Consider the following 13,162-nt stretch of genomic DNA (forward strand, 5'->3'; position numbering starts at 1 on the left):
GGCCCTCCCAAGATGCGGGACACCAGTGGCGAAACTCGGACCGGCCACTCCTGCCCGTTATGTGACCCACGCGTCGGGCGGCGTGGCACTGAACAGGGCCGATGCCCCGGGCGTGACCGCCAGCCGCCGGCCCCGCCGGCCCGTGGCTGTCGGGAAGCCGCCACGCCCTCCGAAGCAGCCCGGCCGCGCCGCCCATCGACGGGCACTGCAGGCCGTCGACCGGCGTGGCCGAGCCTTTGAACGGGCGTGGCCGGACCGTCGACGGTGCTGTAGGCCATCGACGGGCGTGGCCTGGCTTTTGGACGGGCGCTCCGGGCTCCGGCCGTCGGCGGTCACGCGGCCGGGGTGCCGGGCAGCGCCGCCGGGCAACCCCGTCAGGCCGTCAGGCCGGCCGCCGCCACTCGTCGGCGAGGACCGACCAGATGTCGATGTCGACGCGCCCGCCCGGCCCGGGGACCGCCTGGCGCAGCGTGCCGTCGCGGCGCATGCCCAGGCGGCGGGCGACGGCGATGCTGCGGGCGTTGCGCGGGTTCGTCCGCCACTCGACCCGGTGGATGCCCCGCTCCCGCACCGCCCAGTCGACGATCAGGCCGGCGGCGCGGGTGATCAGGCCCCGCCCCTGCGCGGCCGGCTCCAGCCAGCAGCCCGCCTCGCACACACCGAGGGCGGTGTCGAACGAGACGAACATGACCCCGCCGACCAGCATCGGTTGCTGCGGGACCGGCCCCGTGAGCCAGATGCCCCAGATCCCGCCGGCGTCGCGGGCCCCCGCGTCGGCGTAGCGTTGCAGGACGGCCCGCGCGGACGCGAGGTCGGTGGCCACGAACGACCGTCCCACCCAGGGCGCTATGTGTTCCCGGGCCCGGTCGAGGTGGCCGAGGAACTCCTCGGCGCGCCACGGCTCCAGCGGACGCAGCTCGGCGTCGGCGGTCAGGGGGCGAGCGAACACCGAACCTCCCGGGGGCGCGGAGCGGACCGGTCCAGCAGACCATACCCGGGCGCGCGGCCGCACCCGGCCCACCCGGAGCGGCCGGACCAGCGGGTCAGTCGCGCAGCAGGTCGGCGTGGGCGGCGCGGAGCCGGGCCAGCGCCGGGTCGCTGCCAGGGGCGACCCGGCGGTCGAGCTCGGCCCAGACCTCGGCGAGCGCCTCGGTGACGGCCCGCAGCTCGGCGGCGTGCCGACGGCTGCTCTGCCGGTGCGACTCCTCCAGGCGGCGGGCCCAGCCCGCCGTCACCGTGGCGAGCCGGTCGGCGTCGGCCCGTGCCTGGGCCGCGCTGCGGGCGGCGGAGGCGGGCACGATCGCGGCGATCGGGCGGGGGTCGCCGTCGCGGGTGACCAGGGTGACCGTGTCGGTCAGCTCGGCCATCGCGACGAGTTGGGTCAGCCGGGTGCGGGTCTCGCGCAGCGACAGGGCACGCGGCGGGGTGGGCTCGTGAGCCAGTGCGGGAGCAGCCATGACTCCATACTGCGACCGGGGTATGACAAGAACCGTCCACGGTGGCCGGTCAAGGGCTACCCGGCCGCCCGGACGAGGATGTCGACGTACCGGCGGCACCGCTCGGCGACGGTCGACTCGTCGTACAGGTCCGTCGAGCCGCAGGTCACCCACCGCGCGACGATCTTGCCGGGCGGACGGGCGAGTTTCGATGGCGCGCCGGGAAGCCCCTACCCGCCCGGGCTCAGGTACCGGGCCGGGACCGCGTCGGTCAGCCACACGCCGTTGGCGCTGCGGTGGAACGCGTGCCCGTCGCGGACCATCGCCGCCGCGTCCACGGTGAGCACCACGACCGGCCCGCCGCGTCGGGCGCCGACCCGGCGGGCCGTCTCGACGTCGGCCGACAGGTGTACGTGGTGCCGGCCGCCCCGGTGCAGCCCGGTGGCCCGGATCGAGTCGAGGACGGCGGCGGAGGTGCCGTGGTAGAGCAGCGGGGGCGGCTCGACCGCCGGCAGTCCCAGCTCGACGGGGATCGAGTGGCCCTGGTTGGCGCGGATCCGCTCGACCCCGTCGGGGCCGCGTTCGACCGCGAAGCGCTGCTTGTCGTTGCCGGCCACGACCGCGTCGAGGTCGGGCCGCCCCACCCGCAGGGCGGCGAGGAGGTCGTCGACCGGCACCCAGCCGGCCCCGTCCGGTGCGAGGCCGAGGCGGTACGGCTCGTGCCGCAGCGCCTTCGACATCCGCTTGCTCAACTTGACCATGGTGCGGTGGTCCATGGCGGCATTGTGGTCGCCGCCGTCGCGCGGCTCCACCCGATTACCGGGCGGGCGGCTGCTAGCCTCTCGCCGTCGGGGCGCAACCAGCAGCGGGAGGCCGACCGTGCCCAGGGAGACCGGACGCACCCTCGTCGCGTCGAACAAGAAGGCCCGCCACGACTACGACATCCTCAAGACGTACGAGGCGGGGCTGGTGCTCGCCGGCACCGAGGTGAAGTCGCTGCGCGCCGGGTACGTGTCCCTGGTCGACGCCTTCGCCCAGGAGCACGACGGCGAGCTGATGCTGCACGGCCTGCACATCGCCGAGTACGGCTTCGGCAGCTGGACCAACCACCAGCCCCGGCGCACCCGCAAGCTGCTGCTGCGCCGCATCGAGATCGACCGGATCCTCGACCGGGTACGCGAGGGCGGGCTGACGCTCGTGCCGCTGTCGCTGTACTTCTCCAACGGCTGGGCGAAGGTGGAGCTGGGGCTGGCCCGGGGCCGGCGGTCGTACGACAAGCGGCAGGCGCTCGCGGAGCGCGACGCCAAGCGGGAGATCGCCCGGGAGCTGGGCCGCCGCCTCAAGGGCGCCCAAGCTCGCCGCCGGTAGGCACGACGGCCCCCGGCGGCGAGCCCGGTCAGCCCTTCACGCAGACCACCTGCCTGAGGTGGGCGACGACCTCGACCAGGTCCTCCTGCTGCGCCATCACCTGCGTGATGTCCTTGTACGCGGCCGGGATCTCGTCGACCACCCCGGCGTCCTTGCGGCACTCCACCCCGGCGGTCTGCGCCGCCAGGTCGGCGGTGCTGTACGTCCGCTTCGCCTGCCCGCGCGACATCCGCCGTCCCGCCCCGTGCGAGGCGGAACAGTACGCGTCGGGGTTGCCCCTGCCGCGCACGATGTACGACCCGGTGCCCATCGACCCGGGAATGATGCCCAGGTCCCCCGCGCCGGCCCGGATCGCGCCCTTGCGGGTGACCAGCACGTCCACCCCGTCGTAGGTCTCCTCGGCGACGTAGTTGTGGTGGCAGCTGATCGGCTCGTCGAAACCGACGTGACCGACCGCGTCGCGGACCACGCCGCAGAGCAGGGCCAGCATCAGCGCGCGGTTGCGCCGGGCGTACTCCTGCGCCCACCACAGGTCCCGCCGGTACGCCGCCATCTCGGGGGTGCCAGCGAGGAACACCGCGAGGTCCCGGTCGGGCAGCCCGGCGTTGTGCGGCAGCCGCCGCGCGACGCCCATGTGCCGCTCCGCCAGCTCCTTGCCGATGTTGCGGGAGCCGGAGTGCAGCATCAGCCAGACCCGGCCGGCGTCGGGCCCGCCGGACTCGAGGCAGACCTCGATGAAGTGGTTGCCGCCGCCGAGAGTGCCCAGCTGCTGCCGGGCGCGGCCCTCCAGCGGGGCCACCCGCTCGTCCAGGGTGGCGAAGCGCGCCCAGAAGTCGGCCCAGCCGCGCTGCTCCAGCCCCCGCACCCGGCGCGGGTCGACCGGGTCGTCGTGCCTGGCGAAGCCCACCGGGATCGCGGCCTCGATCGCCGAGCGCAGCCCGGCGAGGTCGTCGGGCAGGTCGGCGGCGGTCAGCGAGGTGCGCACGGCCGACATGCCGCAGCCGATGTCCACGCCGACGGCGGCCGGGGAGACCGCCTGCCGCATCGCGATCACCGAGCCGACGGTCGCGCCCTTGCCGAAGTGGACGTCGGGCATGACGGCGACGCCCTCGACCCACGGCAGCGCGCCGATGTTGCGCAACTGCCGGGCGGCCTGCGGCTCGATCGCGTACGGGTCGGTCCAGACCCGGACGGGCGCGCGGGTGCCGTGCAGCGGGGTAAAGGCCATCGTGTCTCTCCTCGTCGGACGAGGAGTCTCTCCCCGTCGGATGAGGAAAGGTAGGCCGGGGGCGGGACGACCGGCAACGGATAATCGGCGACCGACGCCCCGGCGTCAGGCGTGGGTCGGGTGCTCGGCGACCGGCTCGGAGACGTGGTCGAGGAACGGGAAGCGGGCCCGCAGCTCGCCGAGGCTCGCCCCGCCGCGCCAGGCGTCGGCGATCCGCACGACCTGGTCCAGGTCGGTGGTGTCGCCGTCGGCCCGGCTGCCGTCCGCGCCCGAGATGTCGACCATGAAGTAGCGGGCCTGCGAGCCCAGGCCCACGCAGATGGCGCCCCGTTCGGAGCGCAGCTCGGCGCACGTGAACCGGCCCCGCCCCTGCTCGGGGGCGCTGATGCGGCCCACGTCGGCCTGGCACCGGGTCGCGGCCAGGGCCAGCGCGGACGCGAGTCCGCCCAGCTCGACCAGGTCGGGGTAGAGGCGCACACCCAGCGCCGTCGACACGTCGGTCACCACTGACTCCCACTTCTCTGTGACGGATCCAGCAGCGCGGACGTTACAGCCTGGTAAACCCGGCAGCTACCCTCGCGGACGACTCGGGACGAAATTCCTGCGCCGACCGGACCAAGGTCCCGCCCCCGGCCGGCGGGCTCCGCCCGCGTCGCCGCGGCCTTCCGGCGCGTAGCATCCACGCCCATGGCATTGATCCGGTGCAACTTCCACTCCGAGGCGCTGGGCATGGGCACCTCGATGACGGTGCTCCTGCCGGACCCGGCCGGTGCCGGGATCGGGCTGGCCGGCGGCGCGCCGGCCGGCGACCCGCCCGTGCTGTATCTGCTGCACGGCCTCAGCGACGACGACACGATCTGGACCCGGCGCACCTCCATCGAGCGGTACGTCGCGCCGCTCGGTCTGGCCGTGGTGATGCCGCAGGTGGGACGGAGCTTCTACACCGACGAGGAGAACGGCAACCGGTACTGGACGTTCCTCAGCGAGGAGCTGCCCGAGGTCTGCCGCTCGTTCTTCCGGCTGTCCGACCGGCGGGAGGACACCTTCGTCGCCGGCCTGTCGATGGGCGGATACGGCGCGGTCAAGTGGGCGCTGCGCGAGCCGGGGCGGTTCGCGGCGGCGGCGAGCCTGTCGGGGGCGCTGAACGTCGCCCACCGGCAGGACCACTCCACCCACCCGATGGACCCGGCGGTGTGGCGCACCGTCTTCGGCGACCGCACGGTGCCCGGCAGCGACGACGACACGGTGGCGCTGCTGGAACGCGCCGGCGACGACCTGCCGGCCCTCTACGTCGCCTGCGGCACCGAGGACTTCCTGTTCGACGACAACACCCGGTTCGTCGAGACGGCCCGGCGGCGGGGCGTGCCGCTGACCGTGGACTTCTCCCCCGGCGACCACGACTGGGCGTACTGGGACACGAAGATCTCCGACGTGCTGGCCTGGCTGCCGCTGCGCGCCCCCGTCACCCGGTCACAGTGACGAGCGGGCCACCGGGAAGTCGAAGTACGTGTCGGGGTACGGCTCGTCGGCGTACCGGTAGTGCCACCACTCGCGCGGATAGTTGGTGAAGCCCGCATCGGCCATCAGCCGCACCAGCAGCTCCCGGTTGTCCCGGGCGACGCCGGTGATCCGGCGGTCGGCGGTGTGGGCGCGCGGGTCGAAGCAGTCGAAGCCGGTGCCCATGTCGACGGTGTTGTCCGCGAAGCGCTCCCCCGCCGGGGCGGTGCACGCGACCAGCGGCGCGTCGGGCGCGTACGAGGGCTGCTCGGGCGGCGGGTCGGGCACGAGCGTCACGTCGACCGTGCTGCCCCGGCTGTGTGCGGTGGGCGCGCCGAGGTAGCCGTCGGCGAACAGCCGCGACTTGGCCACGTCGGGGTAGAACTCGGCCTTCGTCTGCTGCTCGCCGGGCCGCCCCGCCCAGGCGACGAAGTCGTCGACGGCGCGTTGGGGCCGGTAGCAGTCGTACACCTTCAGCCGGCGGCCGCTGGCGCGGGCGGCCTGCTGCACCCGGCGCAGCGCCTCGGCGGCGGGCCGGGTGAGCAGGCACAGCGGCTCCCGGTAGCCGGCGATCGGCCGGCCGACGAAGTTGTGGGCGGTCGCGTACCGGATGTCGGTGACGACGGTCGGGTCCACGTCGGACAGGTCGACGAACCCGGCCGGAGCGCGTGGCTCGGTGCCCGTCGGGGTGACCGGGGCGGACGGGGTCGGCTCCGGGCGCTGCGGCGCGGGGCAGCCGGGCAGCAGCGCGGCGACCGCCACGACGACCACGGCCGGCACGGCGGCGCGGAGGGACCGGATGGACCGATCCGCCCCGCGCCGCCGCCCCATACCCACCGTTCTAGCAGCAGCTACGCCCGGTTCGCGGCAACCTGCCGGATCCGCGCCCGGCGCGGGGGTCAGCGCCCGCGCACCGCCCGACGGATCTCCACCGGCAGCGCGGGCGCGCCGTCGACCGGGGCCGGGTCCTCGGGCGTGGGGGCGATCCCGCCGGCGGCGATCCGGTCCAGGGTGGCCAGGCCGGCGGCGTCCACCTCGCCGAAGACGGTGTAGTTCGGGCGCAGCGCCGAGTCCGCGTACACCAGGAAGAACTGGCTGCCGTTGGTGTCGGGGCCGGCGTTGGCCATGGCGAGCAGGCCCCGGGCGTAGACGCGGCGCTCACCCGTCGGGTCCGTCGGCGCGGGCGGCAGGTCGGTGGGCAGCTCGTCGGCGTACCGGTAGCCCGGCCCGCCCTCGCCGGTGCCCGACGGGTCGCCGCACTGCAGCACGCTCAGCGTCGGGTACGCGGTGAGCCGGTGGCACGGCGTGCGGTCGTAGAACCGGTGCCGGGCCAGGTGCAGGAAACTCTGCACGGTGCAGGGGGCCTGCTCGCGGTCGAGGGTCAGCCCGATCGGGCCATGGTTGGTGCGCAGCGTGACCCGCACGGTGCCGTGGTCGGGCGTCCGGCGGGGGTCGGGCGGCAGCGGGACGGGCCGGGCCGGCGGCTCGTCGGGGGTCTCGGTGTACGCGCACGGCCCGGGGGTCGTCTGCGGCGGTACCTCGGCGACGGCTCCCCCGGTGGCCGACCGCGGCGCGGCGACGGCGACGGCGGCGCTGCCGCCGACCAGGCCCGTGGCGAGCAGCGCGACCCCGGCGAGCCGGGGCAACGCCCGTGGCCGGCGGGGACGGGCCGGGGGCGGCGGGACCGGCTGCCGGCGGGATGACCTCGACACGTGGCGTCCTCCTGGGCTCGTGACTCCAGAAAGATCGCAGTCTATGGATCGGGTCGCCCTCCTGTCGACGGCGACACGCGCCGGGACTCCGGCGACGGCGGCGAGGCGGTGCCGGCGAGCCAGACCCCGACCACGATGGCCACCACCGCCAGGGCCAGCACGGCGACCCGGGGCCCGCCCAGGGTGATCGTCTCCCGGAACGCGGTCACCCCGAGCACCACGCTCACCACCGGGTCGGCGAGGGTGAGCGCGGTGAGCGGAGCGGCGATCCGGCCGCTCTGGAAGGCGCTCTGGTTGATCACCAGCCCGGTCAGGGCGACCACGGCCGAGGCGGGCAGCAGCGGGTCGACCACGAGGGCGCGCAGATCGCCGTGGAAGCCGCCGGTCAGCGCCTTGACCAGGGCCGCGGCGACGCCGTACAGGGTGCCGGCGGCGAAGCCGAGCAGCGCGCCCCGGGCCGCCCCGGTGACCAGCGCCGACAGCGCCAGCGCGACCGCGACGACCCCGCCCACGCCCAGCGCCACCCGCCACCAGGCGCCCGCCGTCGGCGCCGGGATGCCCGCCTGCGGCTCGGCGGCCGTCAGGAAGGCCGCCAGGCCGACCAGGCCCACCGTCGCGCCGAGCAGGTCCCGCGCCCCCGCCCGGCGCCGGTTCCAGCCGGCCTCGATCAGGATCGCCATGAACAGGCCGCTGGCCATCAGCGGCTGGACGAGCGCCAGCGGCCCGAACCGCAGCGCCACCGCCTGCAGGCCGACGCCGGCGACGTCGGGTGCCCAGCCGAGCCGCCACAGGCGCGTGCGCAGCAGCCGCAGCAGCAGCCGGGGGTCGAGCGGGTGGTGCCGCCGCTGGCGCTTCGCGGCCCGCTGGTGCATGGTCGTGGACACCGCGAAGCAGAACGCGGCGCCCAGGGCGCACGCCACCGCCAGGGTCACGGCCCCGGCACCCGGTGCTCGCCGAGCGGGCCCACGGTCCAGCCCCGGCGGCGGCACTCCGCCAGCAGCCGGGGCAGGGCGGCGAGGGTGGCCCGCCACGCGCCGGGGGCCGCGGCGCAGTCCGCGTCGTGCAGCAGGACGGTGTCGCCGCCGGCCAGCCGGGCGGTGACGGTGTCGAAGACCGAGTCGGGGGTCGCCGACGCCGTCCAGTCACGGCCCCAGCGGGCCCACAGCACGGGCGTCAGCCCGAGCCGCGCGCTCGCCAGCAGCGCCGGGCCGGTCAGCACCCCGTACGGTGGGCGGAAGAAGCGGGGGGCCCGGCCGGTGGTGGCCTCGACCAGCGCCCGGGCCCGGGCCAGGTCCCGGTAGGTGGCCAGCGGGCCCCGGCCCAGCAGGTTGCGGTGGTCCCAGCCGTGCACGGCGACCTCGTGCCCGGCGGCGACGAGGTCCGCCGCCAGCCAGGGCGACCGCACGAGCATCGTGCCCAGCACGAAGAACGTGGCCCGCGTCCGATGCTCGGCGAGCACGTCGAGGAACCGGGGGGTGGACTCGGGGTCGGGCCCGTCGTCGAAGGTCAGGGCGATCCGTCCGGGCCGGCCCGCGCCGCCGAGTCGGGGGAAGAGCCGGCGGCGCACCGGCCCCACGGCGGTGGTCGTGGGGCCGAGGTGGGCGGCGAGCGCGACCGCCGCGGCACCGGCCAGCGCGAGGGCGGGCCGGCGCGGCCCGCGCGGCGCGGTCACCGCCCGCCCATCCACCGGATCGAGGGCAGCACCGTGGCCAGCACGCCGACCGCCTCGTCCACCGCGTCGAGCACGGCCCTCCTCCTGCGGTACGCGGCGCAGCCCGTGCCGGCCTGCCGCCCCACCTCGTCGGCGACCAGGCCGGCGGGGTCCGCCCAGCCGCCCGTCCACCCGTCGGGGGCCGGCGGCTGCGACGCGGCCAGCGCGGCCACCGCCCGCCGCAGCTGCTCGGCGGACGGGGCCCAGCGGGTCAGCCCGGCGGCGGCGAGGACCGTGGCGTTGGCCCGGCCGTGTCCCGGCAGGGGGCGGTAGGTGATCACCGGCACCCCGCAGCTCAGCGCCTCCTGGCAGGTCAGCCCGCCCGCGTTCTCCACCACCACGTCCACGGCCCGCATCAGCGTGGGCATGTCGTCGACCCAGCCGAGGACGTGCGGGGTGAGCCCCCGCAGCCGCTGGCGCAGGGTGGCGTTGCGGCCGCAGACGACCACGGTGCGCACTCCGTCGGCCGCGGCCACGTCGGCGACGGTCGCCTCGATGTCGCCCGTCCCCCACGCACCGGCCACGATCAGCACGAGCCGTTCCCGCTCCGGCAGCCCGAAGCGCCGCCGCGCCGCGCGGCGACTCGTCCCCGTCGCCGCCGGGAAGTCGACCGAGACCAGTGGGGCGACCGTGCGCACGTCGAGCGACCCGGCGGCTCCCGACGCGTCGTGCCGGGCGTGCCGCAGGGTGCAGTAGATGTCGACGCCGGGCGCGACCCAGGTGGGGTGCACGACGAAGTCGGTGACGTAGGTGACCAGTGGGACGGGGAGCAGCCCGCTGCGGCGCAGCGGCCCCAGGAGCTGGTTCGCGAACGGATACGTGGTGACGACCGCGCGGGTGCCGGACGGTACGGCCCGCCGGGCGCGCCCGCGCAGCGGCGCGAGCGCGCCCCGCAGGACGGCCACCACGAGCCGGGACCGGCCGGTGATGGTGAACAGCGCGTCGTATCCCCACGGCGCCCAGCGCAGCACGCCCCGGTACGCCTCGCGGAACATCCACCGCGCCGGGCGGGGCAGGAGGTCGAGGAAGTTCACCCGGTGCACCGCGAAGCCCCGGTCGGCGAGCCGACGGGTCAGCTCGGCGGCGGCCGAGTCGTGCCCGGCCCCCACGTCCGCCGACACGACGACGATCGTTCCCCGGTGCTGCGCGTTCACCGCGCGCGCTTACCCGTTCGGCGGGGCTTGACTCCCGTCCGGCGTCCCGGGTCGGCGCGGGAGCGTCAGGCCCGGCGTCGGCGGCGGTGCAGGAGAACGGCGGCGAGCAGGCCGACCAGCGCGACGGCCGCGGCGACGAACGGCCAGGACGCCGCCCAGCCCCGCGGGGCGACCCGGTGGGCGGCCACCGCGCGGGGCTCGGGGGTGATCGCCGCGCCGACCGTCGGGGACGCCACGGGGGCACCGTTCGCGGCCGTCTCCCCCGGCGCGACGAGGCGGCCCACCGAGGCGTCGCGGGGCAGCGAGAAACCCCAGTCCAGCAACGTGGCACCCTGCTCCCAGCCGCGCATCGGCTGGGGCTCGGCGCCGAGCAGGGTGACCACGAGCCGCCGGCCGCCGCGCTGCGCCGCGCCCACGTAGGTGTGCCGGGCGTAGTCGGTGAAGCCGGTCTTGCCACCGAGCGCGCCCGGGTAGCGGTAGATGAGCTGGTTCTCGTTCTGGATCTGGAAGCCCTTCTGACGCAGCGCGGGCTGGTCGGGAATCCGGGCCTGCTCGGTCAGCGCGTACCGGCGGAAGGTGGGATCGGCGAAGCAGACCCGGGCGATCAGCGCCAGGTCGTAGGCGCTGGTGAACTGGCCGGGCCCGTCCAGGCCGGACGGGGTCACCGCGTGGGTCTGGAGGGCGCCGAGGCGGCGGGCCTCCGCATTCATCGCCCGCACCCCGCCGGCCGCGCCGTCGGGGCCGCCGATCAACCGGGCCAGCACGTTCGCTGCCTCGTTGCCCGACTGCAGCAGCAGCCCCAGGAAGACGGTCTCGACGGTGTAGCGGCCGCCCTCCAGCAGGCCCACCGCCGAGCTGCCGGGGGCGATGTCCAGGTCCTCGTGGGTCACCGTGACGACCCGCTTCGGGTCGAGCTTCGGCAGCGCGGTGGCGGTCAGCAGGAGCTTCTGCACGCTGGCCGGCGTGGCGTACTCGTGTGGGCCGCAGCCGCCGAGCACCGCCCCGGTGTCCAGGTCGGCGACCAGCCAGGAGGTGGCGGTGACCGCCGGTGGCGCGGGCGCGTCGACCGGCACGACGAGGGCCGGGGTCGCCAGTGCCGGGCCGCCCACCGTCTGGTGCAGCGGCACCGACGGCGGGGGCGTGGGCCGTGGGGAGCGCTCCACCCGCGGTGCCTGCGCCCTGGGACAGGGCACCGGGGCCGCGGGCGCGGCGGCCCGGCCGCTCGGGTCGGCGTGGACCGGCGCGGGCGCCCCGGACGTGCCGAGGACGACGGCGGCGGCGAGGGCCAGCACCGGTGCTCTCATGCCCTGCACCCTAACGGTGCGGCCGGTCGCTGTCCGGCGGACGCGCGCCGGAGGCGGGGTGTTCTCGCGTTCGACGCGGGCGGGCCGGCGGGTGCCGAAAATTCGCCGGGGAAAGGGTTGAACGATCGCCGCCGAAGATCCGTACTCACCGGCGAAGGAAAACGGGTCGTCCACGATCGCCATGCCGGGGCGGTCACGACGTGTCCGCTTGTCCGTGGAACCGTCCGGAACCATTCCGGGAACGGGCGTGACGCCGTTCCCACCGGCCGGTCTCCGGTTTCTTTCAATCGTCACGGCACACCGCCGGCGACGCGTTCGGGAATTGACGCCGGACGCTGCGGCGGTCAGGACAAGGAGAGGTGCATGGTCAGGCGCACGCGAAAGAATGCCGTCCTGAAGCTCGGCGGGGTCGGTGCCTTCGCGGCACTGGTGCTCGGTGCCGGGCTGTCGCTGGCGTCCGCCGGCGAGAATACGGCGACGGCGGTGTCGGTCACCTGTCCGACCGTGGCCGACAAGCTGGGCGCGGTGCCGGCGGCCGCGAAGGCGGGGGTGGACCAGGAGCTGCGCAACCTGGAGACCCAGATCGCCAACGTCAACGCCCGGCTGGCCCGCGAGCCGGGGGCCGCGTCCGGCCAGCTCAACGACATCGCCGGCAAGCGCCGGGCCGTGCTCGACCGGATCCGGCTGAACATCACCCGGGTCGGCGGCACCGCCCCCGCCGGCCTCGACCAGCTCGCCACCTGCACGCTGCGCAACGGCGCGGCCCCGGCCAACGCGGGCGCCAACAACGGCAACGCCGGCAACTCCGGCAACAACGGCGCGGTCGCGGCCGGTGGCGCGCAGACCGTGAACTGCCCGGACGTGCGCGGCCAACTGCCCGCCGTGCCGGCCGGCGCGACGGCGGGGGTCCAGCAGGAGCTGGCGAACCTGGACCGGGAGATCGCCGCCGCGAACGCCCGACTCGCCCAGCTCGCCGTGAAGCCCGAGGGGGGCCCGAACTTCGTCAACAACGCCATCCTCGGCCCGCTGAAGAGCAAGCGGATCGCCGTGCTCGACCGGATCGCGCTCAACATCGCGCGGGCCGGCGGGCAGCGCCCCGACCTGTCCAGCCTCGCCACCTGCGGCCTCAACGCCGCCGGGGCGGGCAACGCGGCCGGCGGCAACAACGCGGGCAACGGCAACGCGGGCAACAACGGCGGTAACGCGGGGGCCGGCAACAACGCGGGCAACAACGGCGGTAACGCGGGCAACGGCAACAACGGCGGCAACGTCGGCGTGGCGCAGACGGTGAACTGCCCGAACGTGCGCAACCAGGTCGGCGCCGTGCCCGCTGCCGCCGCCGGCCAGGTGCAGAGCGAGCTGAACCAGCTCGACCAGCAGATCGCCGAGGCCAACGCCCGCCTCGCCCAGCTCGCGGTCCGCCCGGAGGGCGGCCCGAACTTCGTCAACAACGCCATCCTCGGCCCGCTGAAGGACAAGCGGGTGGCGGTGCTCAACCGGATCGCCACCGACATCGGCCGGGTCACCGGCCAGCGCCCCGACCCGCGTCTGGACCTGGCCACCTGCGGCCTGAACTGACCGACGGGCAGGCGCACTTCCGCGGGCCCCGCCCGGTGGACCCCCACCGGGCGGGGCCCGCCGCGTCCGCCGGGTGCCGGGCCTCCCGGCGGGATGTCTGCGCTTTGAGACTTTTCCACCCTCGAAAGCCGCCGAGCGGGAACATCGTCGAGAAAAGTCTTCACGGACGGTCGA

Annotated in this window: 14 protein-coding genes; 3 read left to right on the forward strand and 11 right to left on the reverse strand. The window is 75.7% G+C overall.

The genetic code is table 11. The annotated features are described in order from the left end of the window. Positions 1-382 precede the first annotated feature (382 nt). The 3 genes from ACVMYR_RS22870 to ACVMYR_RS22880 all read right to left on the reverse strand — a co-directional run bounded on the left by ACVMYR_RS22870 (position 383) and on the right by ACVMYR_RS22880 (position 2,212). Positions 383-949 (reverse strand): GNAT family N-acetyltransferase, encoded by a 567-nt coding sequence (locus ACVMYR_RS22870; protein ID WP_457122683.1) that lies wholly within the window; start codon positions 947-949, stop codon positions 383-385. Positions 950-1,043: 94 nt separating this feature from the next. After that, the gene (locus ACVMYR_RS22875) at positions 1,044-1,457 is read right to left on the reverse strand and encodes a hypothetical protein (RefSeq protein ID WP_043968975.1); all 414 of its coding nucleotides are present in this window, start codon (positions 1,455-1,457) and stop codon (positions 1,044-1,046) included. Between the two features lie 209 nt (positions 1,458-1,666). After that, complete coding sequence (locus ACVMYR_RS22880) at positions 1,667-2,212, reverse strand: RNA 2'-phosphotransferase (RefSeq protein WP_457122684.1); 546 nt, start codon at positions 2,210-2,212, stop codon at positions 1,667-1,669. Between the two features lie 103 nt (positions 2,213-2,315). On the opposite strand from ACVMYR_RS22880, the gene smpB reads away from it, so the two are divergent. Continuing rightward, a complete protein-coding gene (gene smpB, locus ACVMYR_RS22885; RefSeq protein ID WP_043968973.1) occupies positions 2,316-2,804 on the forward strand; it encodes an SsrA-binding protein SmpB in 489 nt (162 codons plus the stop codon). A gap of 28 nt (positions 2,805-2,832) precedes the next feature. Here the strand turns inward: smpB and ACVMYR_RS22890 are convergent, their stop codons facing one another. Continuing rightward, complete coding sequence (locus ACVMYR_RS22890; RefSeq protein WP_077940156.1) at positions 2,833-4,032, reverse strand: RtcB family protein; 1,200 nt, start codon at positions 4,030-4,032, stop codon at positions 2,833-2,835. 105 nt (positions 4,033-4,137) lie between these two features. After that, on the reverse strand, positions 4,138-4,536 hold the full coding sequence (locus ACVMYR_RS22895) for a hypothetical protein (RefSeq protein ID WP_077940155.1): 399 nt from the start codon (positions 4,534-4,536) through the stop codon (positions 4,138-4,140). A gap of 183 nt (positions 4,537-4,719) precedes the next feature. Between ACVMYR_RS22895 and ACVMYR_RS22900 the strand changes: the two genes are divergently transcribed. After that, complete coding sequence (locus tag ACVMYR_RS22900; protein WP_457122685.1) at positions 4,720-5,511, forward strand: alpha/beta hydrolase; 792 nt, start codon at positions 4,720-4,722, stop codon at positions 5,509-5,511. Here the strand turns inward: ACVMYR_RS22900 and ACVMYR_RS22905 are convergent. The 6 genes from ACVMYR_RS22905 to ACVMYR_RS22930 all read right to left on the reverse strand — a co-directional run bounded on the left by ACVMYR_RS22905 (position 5,503) and on the right by ACVMYR_RS22930 (position 11,410). After that, entirely contained in the window at positions 5,503-6,360 is an 858-nt protein-coding gene (locus ACVMYR_RS22905; protein ID WP_457122686.1) for a M15 family metallopeptidase, read from the reverse strand. The two genes, ACVMYR_RS22900 and ACVMYR_RS22905, sit on opposite strands and share 9 nt — an antisense overlap. Positions 6,361-6,428: 68 nt before the next feature. Then, positions 6,429-7,241, reverse strand: a complete 813-nt coding sequence (locus ACVMYR_RS22910; RefSeq protein WP_431895114.1) for a peptidylprolyl isomerase — start codon at positions 7,239-7,241, stop codon at positions 6,429-6,431. 41 nt (positions 7,242-7,282) lie between these two features. After that, entirely contained in the window at positions 7,283-8,173 is an 891-nt protein-coding gene (locus ACVMYR_RS22915) for a DMT family transporter (protein WP_077940153.1), read from the reverse strand. Continuing rightward, positions 8,170-8,913: a polysaccharide deacetylase family protein gene (locus ACVMYR_RS22920; protein ID WP_457122687.1), complete on the reverse strand. Its 744-nt coding sequence runs from the start codon at positions 8,911-8,913 to the stop codon at positions 8,170-8,172. Before ACVMYR_RS22920 ends, ACVMYR_RS22915 begins: the two co-directional genes overlap by 4 nt. Next, positions 8,910-10,073 carry an MGDG synthase family glycosyltransferase gene (locus tag ACVMYR_RS22925; RefSeq protein WP_457122688.1) on the reverse strand — a complete coding sequence of 388 codons (1,164 nt, stop codon included), beginning with the start codon at positions 10,071-10,073 and terminating at the stop codon, positions 8,910-8,912. Before ACVMYR_RS22925 ends, ACVMYR_RS22920 begins: the two co-directional genes overlap by 4 nt. Positions 10,074-10,171: 98 nt before the next feature. Further along, positions 10,172-11,410, reverse strand: coding sequence for a D-alanyl-D-alanine carboxypeptidase family protein (locus ACVMYR_RS22930; protein ID WP_457122689.1), 1,239 nt, complete (start codon positions 11,408-11,410; stop codon positions 10,172-10,174). Between the two features lie 363 nt (positions 11,411-11,773). Here ACVMYR_RS22930 and ACVMYR_RS22935 point away from each other — a divergent pair, with 363 nt between their 5' ends. Beyond that, positions 11,774-12,988 carry a hypothetical protein gene (locus tag ACVMYR_RS22935; protein WP_396791891.1) on the forward strand — a complete coding sequence of 405 codons (1,215 nt, stop codon included), beginning with the start codon at positions 11,774-11,776 and terminating at the stop codon, positions 12,986-12,988. Positions 12,989-13,162: the final 174 nt, after the last annotated feature.

This window comes from Micromonospora sp. PTRAS2 (assembly GCF_054052245.1).